The following is a 23,787-nucleotide window of genomic DNA, read 5'->3' as shown; positions in this document are numbered from 1 at the left end:
TAATTGACTTAATCTGCAAGTATTTTGTTGATTATTTTGATATTTAATGTTAAAATATCTGTATAGTATAAATTTGAAAGGATATTGTATATGTTAAATGCTGTGTTTTTTCCGTTTTCGGAAATGTATATAAACCACGTTAAATCATCGGAAAAATTTGATATGAAGATACAGCACTACCATGACGCATATGAAATATATTTGCAGGCGGACGGTGAGAGATACTTGTTCCTTGACGATATTTGTTACACGTTAAAGCAAGGCGATTTGGTAATTTTAAAGCCGTTTGACATTCACTATATGGAAAGCCGCGACATTGATTTTTACGAAAGATATGTTTTGAATTTCAGCAGTGATATGCTGAGCGGAATTTTGACAAAAACAGAAACTGATATTCTTTTCGATAACATCAAGTCGTGCGTATTCCATCTTAATGATGAGCAATTTACTCTTATTCTCGATTACTTCAAAAAAATTGACGCATTTTCAAACAGAATAGGTTTGCTTTCCGAAAAACTTGCGTTAAGCAGTGTTTTTCAGCTTGTTTCTGTAATTAAAGACCTTTCAAAAAATGCCGAAATTATCACAAGTCAAAATACTCCGCCCGAAATAGTTACGGCGATAGATTACATAAACAACCACTATAAAGAGGACATAAACCTTGACATTATAACCGACGTCGTGCATATCAGCAAATATCATTTTTCACGACTTTTCCACAAAGCAACGGGTGCAACGTTTCTGCAATATTTATACAATGTGCGTCTTGTAAATGTCCATTCCCTGCTTGCCGAAACAAATTTAAACTTAAACGAAATTGCTATTCGTACAGGCTTTTCGTCAAGTGCGCATTTATCAAGAATTTTCAAGCAAGTGTACAATGTTTCACCGCAAAAATTCAGACGTATGTTAAAAGAGAAATCAAAAAAGCAGTGATTAACACTGCTTTTTATTATTGCTGAAGTTGTTTTTTGAATATTGTTCTGAAAATTAATCTTGCAAGCGGTCCTGCAAAAAATATTTGCCAGCACAATGCCATTGGGAAATTCATAGCTGTTGTTTGCAACCATACCGCAACAATTTCTTTACCCGGATTTTTAAACAACAATGTTGCAATCATACTCATTGTCGGACACATAATACATACAATCATTGACGAAATCGCAAGCGTGATAAAGAACGGATTGTCCACTCCCGGTCTTATAAATCTGAATGCAAGCTTTGTCGCAAGTTTTTCGACTGCGAAAAACTCCAGTATGAATGCGGCAGGCCACATTATAACCATTTCGTGAAATGCAAGCAAGAACACCTCATTGCTCATCTGTCCCTTGTTCAGGCTGATATTATAGCATATCATTGCGTACACCATAATAAAAGCCATAATCAGTGTGAAAATAATGTTTTGAAATTTTGTCTTTGGCATAAATTTTTACCCTCTTTTCTTAAATTTACGCAAAAAAACAACACATCCGTGTTGTTCGTTATCATCGTTAAGCACAATGTGTCGTTTCCAATTATATACCAAAGCATTATTAAATTGCGAGGATTATTTTAACATAACCAGTCTGTGTTGTCAATACCTTTCTCTAAAAATAATCAAAAATCACATCGCAAGATGTGATTCTTGGAGCTGTCGACAGACTTAATTACTTACCCATTCTCCGACTGATTCGTTTGTTACAACATTTACGTTTCCGGAGAAATCAGACGTATAAAGCTTACCGCTTTTTTTATCCACAAAGTAAATTTTATCATTTTCAACATCGAATTTTTTTACTGCTTTATCATAAATACACGTCAAGTCGCTTGCGTCAAGACTGCCTATATAAAGTCCGTTATATGAAGTTATAAGTCTGCCGTCCGCAGTCTTCACATCGTCTGCATAACAAACATAATTATTGTCACTGCCGTCAAGATTTACGCGGTAAACCTCCTCACGGAAAGGGTTTTTATAATAAATCGTATCTCCCCACTGTGCAATAAGTTCAATATTTATCCATGACGCGTCGCCCTTTACGACCAAATGTTGATCTGTTCCGTCTATGTTCATACAATAAATATCTTTTCCGTTATCTTGATTTACAAACAGAATTTTATCTGTCGGCGTTTGCTTTTTACAAATAAGCGAATTAATTTGATTTAAGGTCTTAACTTCACTTCCGTCACGGCTAATTCTCATCAAATTACCGTACCAAACACCGTTTTCGACAAACAGATAATCTCCGTAATAAAAACAGTTAAACGGATACAGCTTAACATCATTGTCACCCATGCTTAATTTTACAAGTGACGTTCCGTCAAGAGTAATTCCGTACATTATATTGTCATTATCCAAGTTGAAATATATGTAATCCTTGTACTTTTTAGGGTATCTGACCGAATTGTCCGTAAGTCGTTCAACGTCACCGCTGTCAATATTCATACGATAAAGAACGCCGCTCTTTTTTCCGCCGTCCGATTCCTGATAATATATCCACCCATCATCAACGGCAATTTTATTGACCGTTTTATTGATAAGTTCCTCTTCACCCGATATGTCATTTGCTCGGTAAAGGTGTCTGTCATTTTTAGACAAATAGTAAACATTATTGTCATACATTTCAAGTTCACAGACGCTGTTGTCAGATAATTTCTGTCTGTTTGCACTGTTTTTGTCTACTGAATATAGCTTTTGATAGTCAGAATCGGACGCATAGTATACCGTACCACTTTCGTTTATACGGCTGTCTATAACAACTCTGTTGTTTTCACCGTCCCAACCGACAGTTGCGCCTAAAGTTTCGGAGACCGCTCTTACCGGAACATATGTTCTGTCATCAATTATTTTAGCAGGTACGTCAAGCTGAATTTGGTCAACCCAAATTGCCGAACCGTCTGAATTATATACTCCCGTACTCATAATTTGATTATCAACAGGCACGCATATAAATTCGCCGTTTCTTTCAGCCCAAACCGTTCTGCCGTTATTGTCCCACGACACATTTGCACCAAAGGCCTCAAATATCGCTCTCATCGGTACAAGCACACGTTCGTCAATATTCTTCGGATTAACGTCACATTCCAATTTTTCGCCGTCAATATATACTTCTATAACGTCATTAGCAAAAGCATTTACGCACGGCAACATAATTATTCCGCTTATCAAAAGTGCAATCAGTTTTTTCAAGATAATCGCTCCTTTATTACAGCATAAATATCATCATTTATATCTTCGACACTTCTTATTTTTCCGTTTTCAACACATGAAATATGTTTCCAGCCGAAACGTTTTGATACGTATACTGCATTATCATAGCTTTTTTGAAGATAAGATATATCACTCTCGTGTATATCCTTTTTATCTCCGCCGTTTGACTTGTTAGCCCTGTCTTTCATTAATTCTATGCCGTACTTTGGCGGCATATCAAGAAATATCGTAACGTTCGGACGCGGAAGTCCGTAAACATTGTATTCAAGGTCGTCAAGCCACGTTAAAAACTTGTCTTTTTCTTCTTGATTTTCGATTTTGCTTGCTTGATGTATAAGATTTGATGACACATATCTGTCCGCTAAAATCAATGTGCCGTTTTCGTAATCCTTTCCCCAATCGGTTTTATACGTTGCAAATCTGTCAGCCGCAAAAAACGTTGATGTGGCATACGCATTCACATCTGAAGGCTTGTCCCCGAATTCACCGTTTAGGTACATCTTTACAAGTGTTGACGACGGGTTGTCATACGCCGGAAAAGACACCGACTTTATTTTTAATTCGTCATTTTCAAGACGTTTTTTTAAAAGTTCCGTCTGTGTTTGCTTTCCGCTTGCGTCAACGCCGTCAATCGCTATAAGTATCCCCATAATTTCTCCTAAAATCAGTCTTGTTTGTATTTTTTACCTTTCGCAATTACCGTTGCCGCAAATTTAGGCAATTCCATCATTCTTCCTATACGCCAAGGTTCTTTGCAAAGTCTGTAAAACCATTCCATACCTGTTTTACAGAATATTTCAGGTGCGCGTTCAACTTTTCCGGCAAATACGTCAAGACTTCCGCCAATGCCCATCGCAACGCGTACTTTAAGTGCATCTCTGTTTCTTTCAATCCACTGTTCCTGCTTAGGCGCGCCTAAGCATACAAAAACAATATCCGCACCGGAATTGTTGATTTCCTCAACAATTTCAGCTTCTTCTTCAGGCTTGAAATATCCGTTTCTTGTACCGACAATATTAAGGTCGGTGTATTCTTCCAAAAGCTTTTTCTTTGCCTCTTCCGCAACACCCGGCTTACCTCCGAAAAGGAACAGCTTGTGGTCTGTGTAGTTCATTTTTTGCAAAACCTGTCTTGCAATGTCATATCCTGCCGCACGTTCGCTTATAGGCTTTTTCAAAATCTTTGACGCATGCACAACGCCTATGCCGTCGGCAGTAAGCAAGTCAGCATTATTAAGAAGTTTACAAAATTTTTCGTCTTTGTATGCAAGCATAATTATTTCCGAATTAGGCGTGTATACCGCATGAAACTTATCTTCGTCCAAAAAACGCATAATGCAGTCAGTAGCCTGTGAAATGTTCACCATGTCAACGTGAACACCAAGTATGTTTACTTTATCCATGTTCTTCTCCTTGCTTTGAATATATTTTTTTGCCACCACTCCGTCACTTCGTGACACCTCTCCTCAAGGAGAGGCTTTTCGGCTCCCATTGAGGGGAGCTGTCGGCATTGCCGTCTGTGGGGTGGTTTTTTCGGGCGACCAATGATCGCCCCTACTTACCCCTGTCCGAGAGAAAATCGTTCACAGTGCTGCTTTGCAGCTTGCAGTGCTGTACGTTTGTACCGCCTCAAGCAAAAAGTAGTGCTGTGGGCGATTTAATCCGGACACACTATCTATTATCTATTTTCGTGTATTCCTTACTGTGTACCATCGACTTATACGCCGGTCTGATAATTCTGCCGCAGCCGATAACTTCTTCAAGTCTATGTGCGCACCAGCCGACAATTCTTGAAATAGCGAAAAGCGGTGTATACATTTCGGTAGGTATGCCAAGCATTTTATAAACAAAGCCCGAATACATATCAACGTTCGCACACATAACCTTATGATTATTCTTAACTTCCGCAAATACACCCGGTGTAAGACGTTCAACACTGCAATACAGTTTAAATTCCTTTTCAAATTCAGGGTGATTTGAAACAAGCTGACCTGCTTTTTCTTTAAGCAAAATACATCTTGGGTCACTGTATGTATAAATAGCGTGTCCCATACCGTATATAAGTCCCGAACCGTCAAAAGCCTCTTTACGAAGAATTTTTGCAAGGAATGCCTTAACCTCCTCATCATCTTCCCAGTGCTTAACGTTTGCCTTGATTTCTTCCATCATACCCATAACCTTTGCGTTTGCACCACCGTGCTTAGGACCTTTAAGTGAGCCGATAGCCGCCGCAATAGCAGAATATGTATCAGTATCCGATGAAGAAACAACTCTTGTTGTAAATGCCGAGTTGTTACCGCCGCCGTGTTCAGCGTGTATCATAAGCAATACATCAAGCATTTCCGCTTCTTCACGAGTATATTTATTATCGGGTCTTATCATATAAAGCAGATTCTCAGCTGTTGACAATCTTGGCTGCGGTGTGTGAAGATACAGACTTTTTCCGTCATGATAATGGCTCTTTGCCTGATATCCGTATGCCGCCATTACAGGAAGTCTTGCAATCAATTCTATTGACTGACGCAAGATATTACCCGTTGAAATATCATCCGGATTTGAGTCATACGAATAAGACGCAAGTACGGAACGGGCAATTTTATTCATTATATTCTTACTAGGAGCTTTCAAAATCATATCTTCCGCAAAGCCTTCCGGCAATACACGAAGATTTCCGATAAGTCTTGAAAAATCGTCCAAAGTCTTTTTATCCGGAAGATGTCCGAATAACAGCAGATATGCTACTTCTTCAAAACCAAATCTCTTCTCTTTTTCACAGTTTTTAACTATATCTGTAAGGTCATAACCACGGTATCTCAAATGACCTTCCATAGGAATTTTTTCACCGTCATCAATATAGTAACCCAAAACCGCACCGACAGAAGTAAGCCCTGCCATTACACCTGTACCGTCATCGTTTCTCAAACCTCTTTTAACGCTGTACTGCTTAAAAAGTTCCTTTGAAAACGGCTGATACACATCTGATGCCTCTTCTTGAAATCTCTCTTGTAATCTCTTTTTATCCTCTTCCTTTAACATATCTCCACTTCCCTTCCGCTCCGCTATATCAGAGCTTGAAATTTATATCAGACTTATTTGATTGTCCTCTCCCCTTAAAATTCCTCCGGCTGCCGGAATATTTTTCGGTCTGTAATGCTCAATGTCCTCAACTGTGCATTGTTCTTTGTCTACAACCTTAACAACCTTTGCGTCTTTTTTACGCAACGTTATTACCTGTATACCCTGTGTACTCTTTGTCGCTTTAAGCGGAATCTTTTCCGTATTAACCAATAACACTCTGTTATTATCCGACATCAGAACAACATCTTTATCTTCATCAAGAAGTCTTATATCACATATCGGCGACTTATTTCCGTATGCACCGATAAGTTTTTTACGGTTTGTCTTAGTTTCATAATTTGAAAGCGCAACTTTCGCCATTTTACCGTTTTCAAACGTAAACAGCATTTCGCCCTTATAATCCGTTGTTACAACAGTATACACTATTTTTTCATCTTCTTCAAGTCCAAGTATTCCCGGCAGGTACTCGCCCATAGTGCTTACCTTTGCATCTGCAAGGTCATATGTTTTCATTTTATATGCAACGCACTTATTTGAGAAGAATATAAGTTCGGATTTATTTGTCGATTCCATTGTCTGAACAATTTCATCTGTTTCCTTTAATTTATGCTCCGTTGTGCTTGAACGAAGTGATACGGCTGAAATCTTCTTAATATAATTATCTCTTGTTACGAAAATTGTAAGCGGATAATCGTCTATATTTTCCGTTTCGTTATACTCCGTTATTTCCTCACCGCTGATTAAAGTCGTCTTTCTTTCCTGACCGTATTTCTTTGCGATTTTCTTTAACTGGTCTGCGATAATATTCTTAACCTCGTTATCGTCACCCAAAATACGGTTCAGTTCTTCAAGTTCCTCCATAAGTTTTTCAATCTCTGCGGTTCTGTTTATGATATATTCCTTGTTCAAACTGCGAAGTTTGATTTCCGCAATATACTCTGCTTGAACTTCGTCAATGTCAAAACCCTCCATAAGATTAGGAACAACATCGGTATCTTTTTCCGTATGACGAATTATTGCAATCGCTTTGTCAATATCAAGCAAAATCTTTTTAAGACCTGTTAAAAGGTGAAGTTTTTCGCTTTTTTTATCAATATCATATTTAATACCGTTTTTAACACAGTTCATTCTGAACAGTATCCACTGCTGTAAAATCTGCTTAACGCCCAGAACCATAGGTCTTGCATTAATCAAGATATTGAAGTTACAGCTAAAACTGTCCTCAAGCGGTGTCAGCTTATAAAGCTTTGTCATAAGCATATCGGGATCAACGCCTCGTTTTAAATCAAGTGCGATTTGAAAACCGTCAAGACCTGTTTCGTCACGTGCGTCTGAAATTTCTTTCAGTTTGTTCGCTTTTACAAGCTCCATAATCTTGCCGATTATCGCTTCGACTGTTGTTGTATAAGGAATTTCGTTGATTTCGATACAGTTATTTGCCTTGTCGTAAGTATATTTTGCACGAAGTTTAAAACTTCCGCGGCCTGTTTCGTAAATCTTACGCATTTCGCTTTCAGAGTAAATAAGGTCCGCTCCCATTGAAAAGTCAGGTGCAGGCATATATTTAATCACGTCCGCATTTTCGTTTTTCATACAAGCGATAGTTGCGTCACAAACTTCTTTAAGATTGAATGAACAAATATTACTTGCCATACCTACGGCAATACCTTGATTTGGATTTATAAGAATATTCGGAAACGCAACCGGCAAAAGTGTTGGTTCTTTCATTTCACCGTCATAACTGTCTATAAACTCAACCGTATTCTTATTAATATCCTTAAACAGTTCCGCACATATCGGATCAAGTCTTACCTCCGTATATCTTGACGCCGCATATGCCATATCTCTCGAATACTGCTTACCGAAGTTACCCTGCGACTCGACAAGCGGGTGCAAAAGTGCCTCGTTGCCACGCGTCAAACGTACCATTGTTTCATATATGGCAATGTCACCGTGAGGATTTAATTTCATTGTCTGTCCGACTACGTTAGCCGATTTTGTAAGTTTTCCTCCCAAAAGTCCCATTGTATACATTGTGTACAAAAGCTTTCTGTGAGCAGGCTTAAGTCCGTCTATTTCGGGAATTGCTCTCGATACGATAACGCTCATCGCATAGGGCATATAGTTCTGCTCAAGTGTTTCGGTAATGGGCTGTTCGTCTATCGGAGCATATATAATCTCTTTTTCTTCTACTTTCTTTTTCTTCCTTGCCATAAAATTCTCCTATCCTTTATGATAAGTCAAGCATTTCCATATATTTTCCGCCATTGTCGGCAATGTATTCTTTTCTGTCCGTAATATTATCGCCAAGCAATACGTCAAACATTCTCGATGTGCTTTCCGCATTTTCCGGCGTTACTCTTATAAGCCGTCTTGTTGACGGATGCATTGTCGTAAGACTCATCATATCAGGCTCGTTTTCACCAAGACCTTTTGAACGTTTAATGTCGTATTCGTCACGTTCTTTCGACAATCCGTCCTCTGTAAATTTCTTTAATATTTCTTCCTTTTCACCGTCTGTATACGCAAAATGTTTTTCACCCTTACGCTTTGTCTTTGTAATCGTTATTTCGTAAAGCGGTGATTCGGCAATATACACCTTGCCTTTTTCGATAAGTGTAGGCATAAGGCGGTATATCATTGTAAGAACAAGCGTTCTGATTTGGAAACCGTCAACGTCGGCATCTGTACAGATGATAACCTTGTCCCAACGCAAATTGTCAAGATTAAAACTTTCAATATTTTTATTATGAGCAGACTTAATCTCCACACCGCAGCCAAGCACTTTTACAAGGTCGGTTATAATATCGCTCTTAAAAATTCTCGGATAATCGGCTTTCAGACAATTCAGTATCTTACCTCTAATCGGCATAATCGCCTGAAACATCGGGTCACGCGCCAATTTACACGAACCTAAAGCCGAGTCGCCCTCCACTATATAAACTTCACGCTGTGAAACGTCCTTACTTCTGCAATCAACGAACTTTTCAACTCTGTTCGTTATATCCATTGTACCCGTAAGTTTCTTTTTTATATCAATTCTTGCCTTTTCGGCATTTTCACGGCTCTTTTTATTGACAAGAACTTGATTTGCGATTTTTTCGGCGTCTGTTTTGTTTTCTATAAAGTAAACTTCAAGCTGTTGACGTAAGAATTCCGTCATTGCGTCTTGAATAAACTTGTTGTTTATCGCTTTTTTTGTTTGGTTTTCGTAACTTGTCTGAGTTGAGAATGAGTTTATAACAAGTGCCAAACAGTCCGCTACGTCCGCAAATGTTATTTTTGAATCGTTTTTATTATATTTGTCATTCTGTTTTAAATATCTGTCAATCGCATATACGAATGCGTTTCTTACCGCCTTATCGGGTGAACCGCCGTGTTCAAGGTAACTTGAATTGTGATAATATTCAAGCATATTGACTTTGTTTGAGAAACAGAATGCAACTTGCATTTTCATTCTGTAATCCTCTTTGTCCGCCCTGTCACGTCCCTCACGTTCCATTTCCCACGTTTCAACAGTTGTAAAACCGTCATCGCCGACAGTTTCTTTAACATAGTCAACAATACCGTTCTCGTAATAATACTCGAACATTTCCATACCTGTTTCGGTTTCGTTGTAAAGAACGAATTTCAAGCCTGCATTTACCATAGCCTGCTTGTTTAAAACGTCTTGGAAAAATTCAATCGGTATATTTATATCGGTAAAAACTTCTGTGTCAGGTTTCCATTTTTGTACCGTTCCCGTCTGAACGCTTCTTGTTTCAGACTTTTGAAGTCCTCCGATGTTTTCGCCTTTTTCAAAATGCAATGTATACTGCGTTTTGTCACGCACAACGGTTACATCCATATATTCACTGCTGTACTGTGTTGCACACGCGCCAAGACCGTTAAGACCCAAACTGTACTCATACATTCCGCCTTTATTGTTGTCATACTTACCGCCCGCGTACAATTCACAATATACAAGCTCCCAGTTAAATCTACCCTCGCCCTCGTTATAGTCAAGAGGTATTCCGCGGCCGTGGTCCTTTACTTCTATGGATTTATCCATAAAACGCGTAACTTCTATTAAACTTCCGTAGCCCTCACGAGCTTCATCTATTGAATTTGATAATATTTCAAAAAAAGAATGTTCACAGCCTTCAAGACCGTCTGAACCGAATATTACAGCAGGACGCTTTCTTACTCTGTCCGCACCCTTTAGACTTGTTATGCTGTCATTTCCGTATTCCTGTTTCTTTTTCGGCATAAACTAACCGTCCTTTCGTGTATTTTCGCTTTCAGCTATAAAAATACTATTATATCTTATTAATTATACTACTATATAGGTTGTTTTGTCAAACGCCGTAAGGCAACATTTAGATTAAATGAATGTTACACACTTCTTTATTATTTGTTCAACATTGATAAAACAACCAAATGATTACAGAGAAAATGATACATTGCGTAAAAAAATTATTTTCCTATTGTTTTACGACATTTTTTATGCTAAAATTATACTGTATATACAATGTATATACAGTTTATTAATACATTAATTTTAACGATTTGAGGTTTTAACTATGAATACCGCATATATATATCTTCAGCTGTATAAACTTTTTGACGACATAACACCTGTTCCGGTTGACTGCGGTCAGCTTTGCGACAAGGCTTGCTGTAAAGGTGACGACAGCGGAATGTTTCTTTTTCCGGGCGAAAAAGAAGTTTTTAATCTGTTAAATCCCGATTGGGTACGAATTGAAAAGACAGACTTCACATATGATTATAACGGAAAAACATATACCACGCCTATAGCTATGTGTCAAGGTTATTGTGACAGATATCAACGTCCGTTAGCCTGTCGGATTTTTCCGCTTACACCGTATCTTGACAAAAACGGTCATATGGATATTATCGTTGACCCACGTGCAAAAGGTGTCTGTCCTATGGCTAAAGGTTTTTATCTTGAAGATTTTGACGCGGTTTTCATAAAAAATATTAAAAAGGCATTTTCTTTACTTATGAAAAACAAGCAATTTAAAGCCTTTATGGTTGAATATTCAAAATACTTAGATGAATTTAAGCGTTTTTATAAATAATTAAACAGTATTCAGAAAGGATATAATTGTAATGCAGGAAAATAACAACGAGAATAAGAAAACTCTAAACGAAAATGACGCAAACGATGTAATGCAAAATTCCGAAAATACAGAAACAAATGATACAGAAGAAACAGATGTTACTCCTGTCAGTGAAGAAAATGTTTCCGAAAGCGAATTGACGGAAAATAACGAGTCTGATGTTTCCAATACAATCAGTGAAGAAGAAACAGCCGATAATTACAGTTTTGACGATGAGGAAGACGATTTTGCAATTTCTCCCGAAGAAAATGACGAAACAGCTCCGTCTGAGCAAGACGACAATGCAGACGACGATACAGAAACAGATATTGAAAAAGAACAGAGAAAAGCTGAACTTACAAAAAAAATCAAAGCAGGATTAAAAAAAGCGGCTGTTCCCGCTTTAATCGCAGTTATCGTACTGATTTGTACTTTCATTGCATTTTTCATATATTCCCTTTCTACTATAGAAGAAGATAAGGTTATGAAAAATGTGTACATAGAGCAGTTGGACGTTGGCGGTCTTACATATGACGAGGCACTTGATTCAATAAACGCAACATATCTTTTACAGAATACTGCAATCACATTGACTTCAAACGGTCAGACATACGAAATAAACGGCTCAGACATCGGACTTACAGCAATTGCGGAAGATACCGCAAAAAAGGCTTTCGATTACTGCAAATCGGACAGCACATTAAAAAATGCATTTGCCGCTATTGAACTTATGTTCAAGCCACACATAATCGTTCCTGCCGTACAAGTCGATACCGAACAGCTTGACGCAAAACTTAACGAATTCGGTAACATTGCACTTGGCGAAAGAAAACAGCATTACGTTGAATTTAACGACGACGGTACACTTACAATATATTCCGGTAAGACAGGTTATAATTTAGACCCATCAACCGCCGAGCAAGAAGTTATTACCGCTCTTAGCAATGAAATTTTTAATAACATCGCGGTAACATTCACTTCTGCCCCACCGGACGAAATGACTGTTGAATCACTTGACGCACTTGTATACAAAGACCCGACAGACGCAAGATACGAAGTCAACGGAAATGATGTAAACATAGTTGCAGGCGATACGGGACGTTACATAAATAAAGATGAGGCTGCAGCAATTATAGGAAATGTATACGAAGGCTGTGAACCTGTCACATTGCCGTTCTACGTTTCATATCCGACCGTTGACGAAAACACATTAAGAGAAAAATTATTTTCGGCAACATTGAGCAGTTATTCAACATCATACGGCAGTTCGACCGCAAACAGATGTGCCAATGTTGCAAGAGCGGCAAGCCTTATAAACGGCAAAGTAATTGCACCGGGTGATGTATTCTCATTCAACGACACAGTCGGTCACCGCACAATCGAAAACGGTTTCTCTACCGCAAAAGAATACGTTGACGGCAAGAGCGTTGACGGTATCGGCGGCGGTACTTGTCAAGTCAGCAGTACCCTTTATTCGGCGGTATTGTATGCCGACCTTTCGATTGTTGAACGTCTTAACCATATGATGACCGTAGGTTATATTCCGCTCGGTCAGGACGCAACCGTTTCGGACGGCGGAGTTGATTTCAAATTTAAAAACAACACCGACTATCCGATTAAAGTTTCGGCTTACACAAGCGGTGCAACAATCACTGTAAGCATTATCGGTACTGATTGGGAACCTCACAGAGAAGTTAAAATTTCAAACACTTCTTCAACTTCCGGCAAAAATACCGTTGTTCATTCAACAAGATATGTATATGTCAACGGTGAGCTTATCTCAACCGATACGCTTAATACAAGTACATATATGCCGCACGAGCCATAATGCAAATTGCATAAATGAAAATAATATAAAACTTAATATTTTTTCATTTTACCCCTTGCAAACATTTTTAAATTATGGTATTATAATATTAATCTTACAGCAAAGACGTTGTATAACAGAGCGAAAACTCTGTTATATTACGTCTTTTTTTGTATAATAAAAACATTATACAAAAACAAAATATTTAAAGAACGGAGAATTGATATGTTTAACTCAGATTTGACAAAGCACCTCGCAGAGCTTTCAAAGCTTGAATTTACAGATGAAGAGCTAGAACAAATGACGGCTGATATGACAAATATCATAGCTATCATGGATAAAGTATGTGAATTTGATACATCAAAGCCTGCCTATGCACTTGATGCGGTTGACTATAAAGATTTAAGGGCGGACGAACATCGAAATTCGTACCCTACCGAAGAAATTGTTAAGAATGCGAAGAATGTTAAAAATAACAGTTTCGTAGTTCCTAAAGTAGTTTAACAGTCAAGAGAAAGGATTTGATTAACGTGGCTTTAAAAAAACTGAGAGAAATGCTTGACAGTAAGGAGATCAGTGCGGTTGAACTTACCGAGCAATATTTTGACAGAATAGAAAATTCAGATAAAGAAATAAACAGTTATATAACAGTGTGCAAAGAAAACGCACTTGCGGACGCAAAGAAAGCACAGGAAGTTATCGACAGTGGCAACAGCGGTGCATTTACGGGATTGCCTATTTCGGTTAAAGATAACATATGTACACTCGGTGTCAAGACAACCTGTGCATCACATATGCTTGATGACTTCATTCCTCCGTATAACGCAACGGTAATGGAAAAATTAAAGAAAGACAACATCGTTATGCTCGGCAAAACAAATATGGACGAATTTGCAATGGGTGGTTCTTCTCAAACATCATATTTCGGCGGTGTTAAAAACCCTTACGACTTAACTCGTGTTACAGGCGGTTCTTCCGGCGGTGCCGCAGCAAGCGTAAGTGCCGACCTTTGTGCCGCCGCACTCGGTTCGGATACAGGCGGTTCTGTTCGTCAGCCTGCTTCATTCTGCGGTGTTACAGGTCTTAAACCGACATACGGCACTGTTTCAAGATGGGGACTTATCGCATTCGCATCTTCACTTGACCAAATCGGCGTTATCGCAAAGTCTGCCGAAGACACAGGCTATATGCTTGAGGGCATTTACGGCTATGATGAAAATGACGCCACATCAAGCAAAAAATCAGAGGGCAACTATAATTCACTTATCGGAAGTGATGTAAACAAATTAAAAATCGGTGTACCGAAAGAATTTTTCGGTGACGGTCTAAATGACGAAGTTAAAACGGCTGTTTTAAACGCCGTTGAATATTACAAAAAACTTGGCTGTGAAATAGTTGACGTTTCACTTCCGAGTCTTGAATATGCGGTTTCGGCTTACTACCTAATTTCATCAGCCGAGGCGGCAAGCAACCTTTCACGTTTTGACGGTATCAAATACGGTCTTAGAAGCGGTCTTGGCGAAGACTTTAACGACCTTATTAAAAATTCACGCCGTGAAGGATTCGGTCAAGAGGTTAAAAGAAGAATTATGCTTGGCAACTACGCACTATGTTCGGGTTACTATGACGCATATTATAAAAACGCAACGCGTATAAGAACGCAAATAAGAAACGAATATGCCGATATATTCAGCAAGTGCGATGTTATGCTTACACCGACCGCACCGACTACGGCTTATAAAATCGGTGAACAGGAAAACGATCCCGTTAAAATGTATCTTGCCGATATTTATACAGTAACGGTAAACATTGCCGGACTTCCCGCAATTTCCACAACCTGCGGTTACGATTCAAAAGGTTTGCCTATCGGTATGAGCCTTATCGGAAAAGCATTTGACGAAAAGACAATAATCGCAGTATGCGACAGATTTGAAAAAGACTTTGAACGAAAGGAGATTGTACTATGAGATACCAACCCGTAATAGGACTTGAAATTCACGCGGAATTATTGACAGATTCAAAAGTATTCTGTACTTGTCAGAATGAATTCGGCGGCAGCGAAAACACTCGTGTATGTCCAAGATGTTCGGGACTTCCGGGTACACTTCCCCTTTTAAATCAAGGTGCGGTAAGGCTTGCCGCAAAGGCAGGTTTTGCACTTGACTGTACCGTAAATAATTACAGTGCATTCGACAGAAAGAATTATTTTTATCCCGACTTGCCCAAAGCATATCAGATAACACAATTTGACCACCCGATCTGTACAGGTGGTTATATAACCGTCACAGGCGGTAAGGACATCCGAATTAACCACATTCACATTGAGGAGGACGCGGGTAAGCTTGTGCATGACGATTATGAGGGCATTTCAATGGCTGACTATAACCGTTGCGGTGTACCGCTTATTGAAATCGTAACAGAGCCGGACTTCCGTTCAATCGAAGAAGTTCAAGACTTTGTTGAAAAACTTGCTTTGCGTTTAAAGTATGCAGGCGTGTGTGACGCAAAAATGGAGCAAGGCTCAATGCGTGTTGACGTTAATATTTCAATTATGCCTGTCGGCTCAACCGAATTCGGTACCCGTGCCGAACTTAAAAATCTGAACTCATTAAAAGCAATCGGTCGTGCGATTGAATATGAAATAAACCGTCAAGCGGAAATTCTTGATAACGGCGGTACTGTTATTCAGGAAACAAGACGTTACAACGACAACCACGGCGATACAAAGGCATTACGTTCAAAAGAGGATGCACACGATTATCGTTACTTCCCTGAGCCGGATATTCCTCCGGTATTCCTATCGGATGAAGAAATTGAGGACATAAGAAAGTCAATGCCGGAAATGCCGCAAGACCGTTTTGTACGTTATACGGAAAAGTACGGACTTCCGACAGATGACGCTAATCTTATTATATCAAGCAAGGAATTTTCGGATTTTTACGATGAGTCTGTAAAAATAAATCCGGACTACAAACAAATTTCTAATCTAATGCTTGTTGAACTTAACAGAAATCTTAACGATTCTGAAAAGACTATTTCAGATGTAACATTCTCCCCTGCGGATTTGGCAGAGCTTGTTAAAATGTCAACAGACGGCGTTGTTTCAAAAAATGCCGCTAAGGATATTTTGAAGATTATGTTTAATAACGGCGGTAAGCCTATTGATATTGCCAAAGAAAACGGCTTTATTATGGACAATGACACATCGGGCCTTGAAGAAATTATTGATAAAATTATAGCTGAAAACGCAGACAGTGTTGAAAGCTACAAAAACGGTAATCAAAAGATTTTCGGTTTCCTTATGGGACAAGTGGTACGCACAGCGGGTAAAGGTGCAAACCCTAAACTTGCTAAGGACTTATTGACTGAAAAATTAAAATAAAGGTGGAATTAATATGCAGAAAATAGATGGTTCACAGCTTATAAGCGAAATCACTCTTGACGATTTGCAAAAAGCTGTCGGCGGTTCAATAAGCTTTTGTGCTTGCGTGCATAAGCTTAGAAAAATGAGCGGTTTCTCATTTGTAATACTTCGTACGGGAAGATATATTCTTCAATCCGTTTATTCAAAGGATAAATGTACAGGTGATTTTGACTTACTTTGTGAGGGTACTTATATCAAAATCACAGGTGACGTAAAAGAAGAAAAACGTGCTAATCACGGCTATGAAATAACTCTTTCTTCATTTGAAATACTTTCAAAACCTGCAGAGGAATACCCTCTTCACGTTTCAAGCAAAAAGCTTGGCTGTTCAATCGAAACTTCAATGGCACACAGAAGTGTCGCACTTCGTCACCCTGAACAGAGAGCGGTATTTAAAATTGCAGAGGGCGTTGTATCGGCATTTCGTGAATTTATGTTAAACAATAACTTTACTGAAATACATTCACCAAAAATCGTTGCGGCAGGTGCTGAGGGCGGTGCTAATATATTCAAATTGAAATACTTTGATAAAGACGCATATCTTGCACAAAGTCCGCAGTTCTACAAACAGACTTGCGTAGCATTCTTTGACAGAGTGTTTGAAATCGCTCCTGTTTACAGAGCCGAAAAACACAACTCTACACGTCATTTGAACGAATATATCGGACTTGATTTTGAAATGGGATTTATCAACGATATGCATGATGTTATGGCTATGGAAACAGCTATGCTTAAATATGTTGTTGAGTATTTGCCGAAACATTACAGTGACGAGTTGGAACTTTTGGGTGCAACATTGCCTGTTATCAATGAAATTCCTTCGGTAACATTCTTTGAGGCACTTGATATTCTCGGCAAGTCACATAATCAATTTGACCTTGATCCTACAGATGAAGTTAAATTGTGCGAATACGCAAAAGAGAATTATGACAGTGAATTTATATTCGTTGAAAAGTTCCCGGGATTAAAACGTCCGTTCTATGCAATGGATTCGGCAGACGATCCTAAACTTGCCGAAAGTTTTGACTTACTTTTCAGAGGTCTTGAAATCACAACAGGCGGTCAGAGAATACACGATTATAACGAACTTCTTGAAAAAATGAAACGTTATCATATGGAGGAGGGTGACCTCGGTGCATATACCGATATATTTAAGTACGGTATGCCACCGCACGGCGGACTTGGTATCGGTCTTGAACGTGTCGTTATGAAAATGCTTGGTCTTGCAAATATCCGTGAGGCAAGCTTGTTCCCAAGAGATATTCACCACCTCGATCCTTGATGATATGATTATTTAATGTACTTTCGTAGGGGCGACCATTGGTCGCCCTTTTATTTTGCTCATTTGCCCCCTCTGTCGTTTCACGACTGCTCCCCTCAAGGGGCATACAGCAGTGGCAATATTACACATTAATTTTTAAAACTCCAAAATTTTTGTTTTTTTTATCAATTATGGATAAATCAAAAAAACAATGCAAATAATATTTAACACAAATATAAATTTATTTTGGAGGAAAAGCGATGAAAGCAACAGGAATTGTAAGAAGAATAGATGATCTCGGAAGAGTTGTTATTCCAAAGGAAATACGACGCACTATGCGGATCAGAGAGGGCGATCCTCTTGAAATTTATACAGAAAAAGACGGTGAAGTTATTTTTAAAAAATACTCCCCAATCGGCGAGCTTGGTGATTTTGCCGCTAATTATGTTGAAACACTTGCCAAAGCAAGCGGACACGGTGCTTGTATAACCGACCGTGACAATGTCATTGCAGTATCGGGATTACCGAAGAAAGAGCTTATCGAAAAGCCTGTAAGCAGTGAGCTTGAAAATGTAATGAACGAAAAAATCATTGTAAGCTACAAAGACGGCAAACCCGTTTCAGTCGCTGACGGTGTTGAAAAATACAATGCGGGCGTTGTTGTTCCGATAGTATCGGAGGGTGACACGATCGGCTCTGTTTTGTTCATTTTAAAAGAGGGTGAAACTGCGTCTGAAGTCGAAGAAAAATTAGCAGAATCCGCTGCCGGTTTTTTAGGCAAGCATATGGAAGGCTGAAAAGGTTGTCTGCAATGTAAAAGGTGACTGCAAAAATGCAGTCACCTTTTATTTATCTTCTTCGTTTATCAAATTTACGTCGTTTTTTAAACTTTTCACGTTCTTCATAACGTCTGTGTTGTTCTGTCCTTCTATGCTGTTTTGCCTTATATATTTCGTTCTTCTTTTTCTTTTTCGGTGCAAGATACTTAAATATACCTTTACCCTCAAATTTCTTTGTTTTACCGAGATACAATACAACCGCTATTGCCGCCAAGCAAAGTACCGCTACTATGCTTACAATCGCAACCGCCGCTCCTCCGCTCTTTCTGTCGTGATGTCCCTCTTCCTGCGGAAGTGCTTCATTCGGTTCAAATGACGGCATTGGTCCAGGCATCTCAACCGGTCCTACAAGTGCCGGCTTTTTGGTCGGTCTTGGTGTCGGAGACGGCTTTGGTGATGATGATTCCATAGGCGAAGCCGTTTTTGTCGGTTTCATCGTTCCCGTCACCTTAGTCGTTGTCTTTGGTTTTGTTGTCGTTTTAGGCTTTGTTGTTGTTTTCGGTTTCGTTGTTGTCTTTGTTGTCGTATTTGATTTTGATGTACTTGATGATGTCTTATTTGATGTATTGCTTGAAGATTGTGCTTTCGTCGGTGCAGGTGTTTCAAACACAACCGAATCATTCGCGTCAAAATTAAAGAATGTCGCTTTATTCTGCAACTTTCTCAAATGGCTTGTAAGTGCGCACACTGCCAAAGACGTTGCCTCACTGTTACTCTTTCCCTTACCGGTCGAAAATCCACCGTCTTTTTGCTGATACTGCATTAAGCCGTCTACCGCACTGCCGTTTTTAGCAACAAATCTGCCGTCACTGTCAGCATTAACACCCAAAGTATCAAGTGCGATAACAGTCATTGCCGTTGATTCAAGGTCACCCCAATCACCGTCTTTGTCCTGTTCTGCCGACAAATAATTAAGTGCGTCCTCAACCGCGTCTTTAGGGCTTAAATCAATCACATAACCCGTCTGATTTTGCGTTATCGTATACGCACCGCTTGTTTCGTAATAAGGTGCAAGTGCCGTAATTGCAACTGCGGTACTGTACACGCTGTCATCAAAACTGCCGTTCGTATTTTGATGTGACAATATCCCGGCAAGTATATCGTTTCTGTTTGACAATGCCCATTCAGGAGTTTCAAAACTCTTTGAATCAAGAGCAATAAGTCCCCACGAATATCCGTTTGCACCCTCTTTTCCGAGTGGTGAAACATTATCTCTGTAATAAATACCGTCCGCAACCAAGTCACGTCCGCCGACATTTCTCGGATCACCGCCTGACGCTATCGTTGCAAGCACTGTTCTTTGCATAGACGAGGCATTATGTTCTTCGCCGTAACCTGCCGCAACTCCGTCAAGACCGGCCAAATATCTGCTGTAATCATAGTTTTTACCCATTCGGTTCAAAGCCATAATATAAAAATCAGAACTGTATGATCCGATTCCGTAAAACGGACTGTCCTTATCTGCTTTCCATTCTATTGCTTTTTCTATAGCACTTTTTATGTCGCTTTCACTTGTTTCCGCATTGACGCACACTGTCGGAAACAACATTGAAGTGCATAAAACAGCCGCCATGATTTTTTTCTTCATATTAAAAATCCCTTCTGACTTTAAATACTCTATATCAGTTTATCATTATACCATACATTGCTAACAGTTTTCAACCATTATTCTTTACAAAATTCATTATATTTTCGTTACAAATTTTATCGTCATATTAAACTAAATTCACTGTTATTTAATTATCAATTTTAACCGATTTATGATATGATAAAATTTAAGGGAGAATTGGAGGTATTTTTATGAAAAAACTTTTATGCACGGTACTTTCGACAGTGCTTGCTATGTCATCGGCAGCGGCTTTAAATACGTCCGCTTATGCTGACAGTGCAAACACGCAACAGGTAAGCTACAACTATTGGTATAATTCTTCTACAGGATATACCGATGAAAATGTGCACACACGTCAAATGGAAAAGCTTGACCGCGGTCTTATCGCAATAAAAACAGACGGCGGTGTATATTTAAGTTGGCGATTATTTGACAGTGAGGACAACATTTTCGGCAGTGCCGATAAAAATGTGTCATTTAATGTATATCGTGACGGCAAAAAAATAAGCGAAGTCGCAACCAAAACAAATTATGTTGATTCAACCGTTGGCACAAATTACAGTGTCGCACCCGTTATAAACGGCGTTGAGGGCGAGAAATGCGATGCCGTAACAGTATACAACAACAGCTATTTTGACATACCACTTTCAAAACCTGATGATGAAACAATTTATGACCCATCCGGCAATGAGCTTGCTACATATTCATTCTTCCCTGCCGACTGTTCAACGGGCGACGTTGACGGCGACGGAGAGTATGAAATAATCGTGAAATGGACATCTTCCGAACGTGACGTCGGTTCACCGGGTGACCCTGCATATTCCGGTACGGTACATCTTGCCGCATACAAATTAGACGGCACAAAGCTTTGGAAGAATGATATTGAACTCGGCAAAAACGTATATTCAAGTGCGCACACAGTTCAGTTCCTTGTATATGACTTTGACGGCGACGGCAAATCGGAAGTAATGTGTCAAACTTCACTCGGTTCAAAAGACGGACAAGGCAAATATGTTTCAAATGCCGCACAAAATGATGAAGAAATCAAAGCAATAACAGATGAAGAAAATTCAACTGCCGATTACAGAGGTTACGGCAGAATTACCGAAGGTAAAGAATTTTTGACAGTATTCAACGGTGAAACAGGTGTCGCAATGGACACTATTAATCTTCCGACAACTCGCGGAAGTGAAAACGGTGTAGACTACGGCGACGATTTCGGTAACCGTTCAAACCGTTTTGTATCCGACATTGCTTATCTTGACGGCGAAAAGCCGTATGCAATATATTTAAGGGGCTACTATTTCGGCAGAAACGGCAAACAGCGTACAAGTATTGCCGGTATAAGCTGGGACGGTACAGCTTTATCACCTACTTATCGTTTTGATACGCAAAAAGGTCAAGAGGGATATTACGACGGTGCTTATCAATATGTCGGAAACGGCAACCACAACTGTACCGTTGCCGACGTGGATAATGACGGCAAAGACGAATTTATCACAGGTGCATTGTGTATGGAAGTCAATGACGACAATGAATTTCGTCCTAAATGGTGTACATATTTACAGCACGGTGACGCGCTTCATATAGGAAACTACGACCCTACACATACCGGTTTTGAATTTTTCACAGTCCACGAGGACAGCGGAACAAACAGCCTTAGCGGTAATGACATAACTCTGGATTTCGGTATGTCTGTTATTGACGCCGAAACAGGCAATATTATGTTCCACGAAGGTGCGTCCGCCGACACAGGCCGCGGTGTTATGGCAAATGTCGGTGCCGGCGGATACTATCAAATTTGGAGTGCAAAAAACTCTGCAAGACAGTCAAACGGCGGCACTGATTTCACAACTGCAACTTCGCTTACAGGCAGAAATACACCTTCAATGAATTTCCGTATTTTCTGGGACGGCGATTTATACGACAACTTGCTTGACGGTGCAAATATCACCGATTGGAACGGTCGTAATATGAGCAATATATTCAGTGCCGGAAATTATGATTGTGTTTCAATCAACGGTACAAAGGCAAATCCGTCACTTCAAGCCGACCTTTTCGGTGACTGGAGAGAAGAAGTTATATACCCTACTTCTGACGGAACGGCTCTTCGAGTATTCTCAACAACCGATACGACAGATTATAAAATAAAAACACTTATGCAAGACCCTGTATACCGCAGCGGTGTTGCGGCGGAGCAAACGGCATACAATCAACCTCCGCACGTCGGCTTCTATATGGGTAAAGAAGTGTTTGAAACAAGAACACTTACAAGCATAGTCGTAACAACACAGCCTACAAAAACTTCATATGTTCCGGGCGAATCGTTTGACAGAACAGGTATGGTTGTAAAGGCTAATTATTCGGACGGCACTTCGGATGAAATAAACACTTACACAGTTTCCGAAATCGACAAAGATATAATCGGCGAACAGACACTTACTGTTTCGTACTTAGGCAAAACGACCGATTTGAAAATAACGGTAAAATCTGTTTCAAGAATTACTGCACAGACTTCAAAATCAACATACTATCTCGGTGAAAATATCGACAAAAACACAATTACAGTTACAGCATATTACTCTGACGGTACTTCATCGGTGCTAAACTCAAACGAATTTGAAGTGACAGGTTTTGGAAACACGCTTGGTAAACAAACTCTTACAGTAACGTATTTAAACAAAACCGCATATTTAACAATTCAGTTATTGGACGCAAACATTGCCGCGCTTAATAAACTATATGAAACATCAAGCACAGCATCAGAATTAACAACGGCTCAAATAGGCAGTTATGCGGGCGATTTCACGATTGAACACACGGTTAAAATCAACTCAATCCCTGCAGACGGTAACAAAGACAAAAACAGTGCAGCAGGATTTTTCGTAAGATTTATGGCTGACAAGCAGACAGGCGGCGGTTGGTATCTTACAAAAAAATCTGATACTGAATTGAATGTTTTTTGGAAAAATACAAGAGCGTCTTCCGTAGGCACAATCAAGCTTGGCGAAACATATACTTTCCGCTACAGCTTTACAAATGTCGGTAACGGAAACAGTGCAACTGTTACGTTGAATATTATTGATTCAACAGGTAATTCGGTTGCCTCGGCGAGTGGCCTTAATCTTAGAAACTTCTCCGACACAGCAACCGGTAGGACTTCACCTATCACATACGTTCAGATTTATAATCAAGCCAACGCAAACTCAACATCAAGTGTTGAATTTGCAAATGCAAGATATTACACTACAAGCGAAATAACCGTAAACGGTCAGAATGTTGCTTTAAACATCGGTTGCCTGACAGATATGAAAGGATATGCCGCAAAATATTCAAACGGTATTTTGACAGACTTAGCCGATATTACGCCTACAACAACCGGACAATCTACTGTTTTACTTCAATTTGAACCTGATAAAGTGTTTATTTGGAACGATATGACTCCTGTTGATTTTTGGCAAAAAACAGAATAATTAAATCA

Annotated in this window: 17 protein-coding genes; 9 read left to right on the top strand and 8 right to left on the bottom strand. The window is 39.4% G+C overall.

Translation table 11 applies throughout. The features are described from left to right. The first annotated feature begins 90 nt into the window (after positions 1–90). A complete protein-coding gene (locus ACSAMO_RS11810) occupies positions 91–936 on the top strand; it encodes a helix-turn-helix domain-containing protein (protein ID WP_499209384.1) in 846 nt (281 codons plus the stop codon). Positions 937–952: 16 nt separating this feature from the next. Here the strand turns inward: ACSAMO_RS11810 and ACSAMO_RS11805 are convergent, their stop codons facing one another. The 7 genes from ACSAMO_RS11805 to ACSAMO_RS11775 form a co-directional block, all read right to left on the bottom strand. Further along, the gene (locus ACSAMO_RS11805; RefSeq protein WP_022229928.1) at positions 953–1,423 is read right to left on the bottom strand and encodes a DUF2798 domain-containing protein; all 471 of its coding nucleotides are present in this window, start codon (positions 1,421–1,423) and stop codon (positions 953–955) included. Between the two features lie 219 nt (positions 1,424–1,642). Beyond that, entirely contained in the window at positions 1,643–3,166 is a 1,524-nt protein-coding gene (locus tag ACSAMO_RS11800; RefSeq protein ID WP_499209383.1) for a DUF5050 domain-containing protein, read from the bottom strand. Further along, positions 3,163–3,837: a dTMP kinase gene (locus ACSAMO_RS11795; protein ID WP_022229926.1), complete on the bottom strand. Its 675-nt coding sequence runs from the start codon at positions 3,835–3,837 to the stop codon at positions 3,163–3,165. Before ACSAMO_RS11795 ends, ACSAMO_RS11800 begins: the two co-directional genes overlap by 4 nt. Positions 3,838–3,851: 14 nt before the next feature. Continuing rightward, a complete protein-coding gene (locus ACSAMO_RS11790) occupies positions 3,852–4,589 on the bottom strand; it encodes a WecB/TagA/CpsF family glycosyltransferase (RefSeq protein WP_117965556.1) in 738 nt (245 codons plus the stop codon). Between the two features lie 268 nt (positions 4,590–4,857). Then, entirely contained in the window at positions 4,858–6,222 is a 1,365-nt protein-coding gene (locus tag ACSAMO_RS11785) for a citrate/2-methylcitrate synthase (RefSeq protein ID WP_022229924.1), read from the bottom strand. A 42-nt stretch (positions 6,223–6,264) separates the two neighbouring features. Next, positions 6,265–8,478 carry a DNA gyrase subunit A gene (locus ACSAMO_RS11780; RefSeq protein ID WP_499209382.1) on the bottom strand — a complete coding sequence of 738 codons (2,214 nt, stop codon included), beginning with the start codon at positions 8,476–8,478 and terminating at the stop codon, positions 6,265–6,267. Between the two features lie 16 nt (positions 8,479–8,494). Further along, on the bottom strand, positions 8,495–10,513 hold the full coding sequence (locus ACSAMO_RS11775; RefSeq protein WP_412579548.1) for a DNA gyrase/topoisomerase IV subunit B: 2,019 nt from the start codon (positions 10,511–10,513) through the stop codon (positions 8,495–8,497). 313 nt (positions 10,514–10,826) lie between these two features. Here ACSAMO_RS11775 and ACSAMO_RS11770 point away from each other — a divergent pair, with 313 nt between their 5' ends. From ACSAMO_RS11770 to spoVT, 7 genes are all read left to right on the top strand, one after another. Beyond that, positions 10,827–11,345: a hypothetical protein gene (locus ACSAMO_RS11770; RefSeq protein ID WP_022229921.1), complete on the top strand. Its 519-nt coding sequence runs from the start codon at positions 10,827–10,829 to the stop codon at positions 11,343–11,345. A 31-nt stretch (positions 11,346–11,376) separates the two neighbouring features. Next, positions 11,377–13,194: a VanW family protein gene (locus tag ACSAMO_RS11765; protein ID WP_412322027.1), complete on the top strand. Its 1,818-nt coding sequence runs from the start codon at positions 11,377–11,379 to the stop codon at positions 13,192–13,194. Between the two features lie 204 nt (positions 13,195–13,398). Continuing rightward, entirely contained in the window at positions 13,399–13,677 is a 279-nt protein-coding gene (gene gatC, locus ACSAMO_RS11760) for an Asp-tRNA(Asn)/Glu-tRNA(Gln) amidotransferase subunit GatC (RefSeq protein WP_022229919.1), read from the top strand. A 50-nt stretch (positions 13,678–13,727) separates the two neighbouring features. Then, on the top strand, positions 13,728–15,140 hold the full coding sequence (gene gatA, locus ACSAMO_RS11755) for an Asp-tRNA(Asn)/Glu-tRNA(Gln) amidotransferase subunit GatA (RefSeq protein ID WP_499210102.1): 1,413 nt from the start codon (positions 13,728–13,730) through the stop codon (positions 15,138–15,140). Next, a complete protein-coding gene (gene gatB, locus ACSAMO_RS11750; protein WP_022229917.1) occupies positions 15,137–16,555 on the top strand; it encodes an Asp-tRNA(Asn)/Glu-tRNA(Gln) amidotransferase subunit GatB in 1,419 nt (472 codons plus the stop codon). The genes gatA and gatB overlap by 4 nt, the downstream gene beginning before the upstream one ends. Before the next feature lie 13 nt (positions 16,556–16,568). Then, entirely contained in the window at positions 16,569–17,879 is a 1,311-nt protein-coding gene (gene aspS, locus ACSAMO_RS11745) for an aspartate--tRNA(Asn) ligase (protein WP_499209381.1), read from the top strand. A 239-nt stretch (positions 17,880–18,118) separates the two neighbouring features. After that, a complete protein-coding gene (spoVT, locus tag ACSAMO_RS11740; RefSeq protein ID WP_022229915.1) occupies positions 18,119–18,655 on the top strand; it encodes a stage V sporulation protein T in 537 nt (178 codons plus the stop codon). Between the two features lie 52 nt (positions 18,656–18,707). Here spoVT and ACSAMO_RS11735 read toward each other — a convergent pair whose 3' ends face one another. Then, positions 18,708–20,285 (bottom strand): prenyltransferase/squalene oxidase repeat-containing protein, encoded by a 1,578-nt coding sequence (locus ACSAMO_RS11735; RefSeq protein ID WP_412599045.1) that lies wholly within the window; start codon positions 20,283–20,285, stop codon positions 18,708–18,710. A 212-nt stretch (positions 20,286–20,497) separates the two neighbouring features. Between ACSAMO_RS11735 and ACSAMO_RS11730 the strand changes: the two genes are divergently transcribed. Continuing rightward, positions 20,498–23,779: a rhamnogalacturonan lyase family protein gene (locus tag ACSAMO_RS11730; RefSeq protein WP_499209380.1), complete on the top strand. Its 3,282-nt coding sequence runs from the start codon at positions 20,498–20,500 to the stop codon at positions 23,777–23,779. Positions 23,780–23,787: the final 8 nt, after the last annotated feature.

It is taken from the genome of Ructibacterium sp. SJQ-7, from assembly GCF_054696575.1.
This window is presented reverse-complemented; position numbering and strand designations above follow the sequence as displayed.

Excerpts from the sequence above, each read along its gene's own strand:
- ACSAMO_RS11810 (WP_499209384.1), top strand. The coding sequence starts at position 91 with ATGTTAAATGCTGTGTTTTTTCCGTTTTCGGAAATGTATATAAACCAC.
- ACSAMO_RS11805 (WP_022229928.1), bottom strand. The coding sequence starts at position 1,423 with ATGCCAAAGACAAAATTTCAAAACATTATTTTCACACTGATTATGGCT.
- ACSAMO_RS11795 (WP_022229926.1), bottom strand. The coding sequence starts at position 3,837 with ATGGGGATACTTATAGCGATTGACGGCGTTGACGCAAGCGGAAAGCAA.
- ACSAMO_RS11790 (WP_117965556.1), bottom strand. The coding sequence starts at position 4,589 with ATGGATAAAGTAAACATACTTGGTGTTCACGTTGACATGGTGAACATT.
- ACSAMO_RS11785 (WP_022229924.1), bottom strand. The coding sequence starts at position 6,222 with ATGTTAAAGGAAGAGGATAAAAAGAGATTACAAGAGAGATTTCAAGAA.
- ACSAMO_RS11780 (WP_499209382.1), bottom strand. The coding sequence starts at position 8,478 with ATGGCAAGGAAGAAAAAGAAAGTAGAAGAAAAAGAGATTATATATGCT.
- ACSAMO_RS11775 (WP_412579548.1), bottom strand. The coding sequence starts at position 10,513 with ATGCCGAAAAAGAAACAGGAATACGGAAATGACAGCATAACAAGTCTA.
- ACSAMO_RS11770 (WP_022229921.1), top strand. The coding sequence starts at position 10,827 with ATGAATACCGCATATATATATCTTCAGCTGTATAAACTTTTTGACGAC.
- ACSAMO_RS11765 (WP_412322027.1), top strand. The coding sequence starts at position 11,377 with ATGCAGGAAAATAACAACGAGAATAAGAAAACTCTAAACGAAAATGAC.
- gatC (WP_022229919.1), top strand. The coding sequence starts at position 13,399 with ATGTTTAACTCAGATTTGACAAAGCACCTCGCAGAGCTTTCAAAGCTT.
- gatA (WP_499210102.1), top strand. The coding sequence starts at position 13,728 with ATGCTTGACAGTAAGGAGATCAGTGCGGTTGAACTTACCGAGCAATAT.
- gatB (WP_022229917.1), top strand. The coding sequence starts at position 15,137 with ATGAGATACCAACCCGTAATAGGACTTGAAATTCACGCGGAATTATTG.
- aspS (WP_499209381.1), top strand. The coding sequence starts at position 16,569 with ATGCAGAAAATAGATGGTTCACAGCTTATAAGCGAAATCACTCTTGAC.
- spoVT (WP_022229915.1), top strand. The coding sequence starts at position 18,119 with ATGAAAGCAACAGGAATTGTAAGAAGAATAGATGATCTCGGAAGAGTT.
- ACSAMO_RS11735 (WP_412599045.1), bottom strand. The coding sequence starts at position 20,285 with ATGAAGAAAAAAATCATGGCGGCTGTTTTATGCACTTCAATGTTGTTT.
- ACSAMO_RS11730 (WP_499209380.1), top strand. The coding sequence starts at position 20,498 with ATGAAAAAACTTTTATGCACGGTACTTTCGACAGTGCTTGCTATGTCA.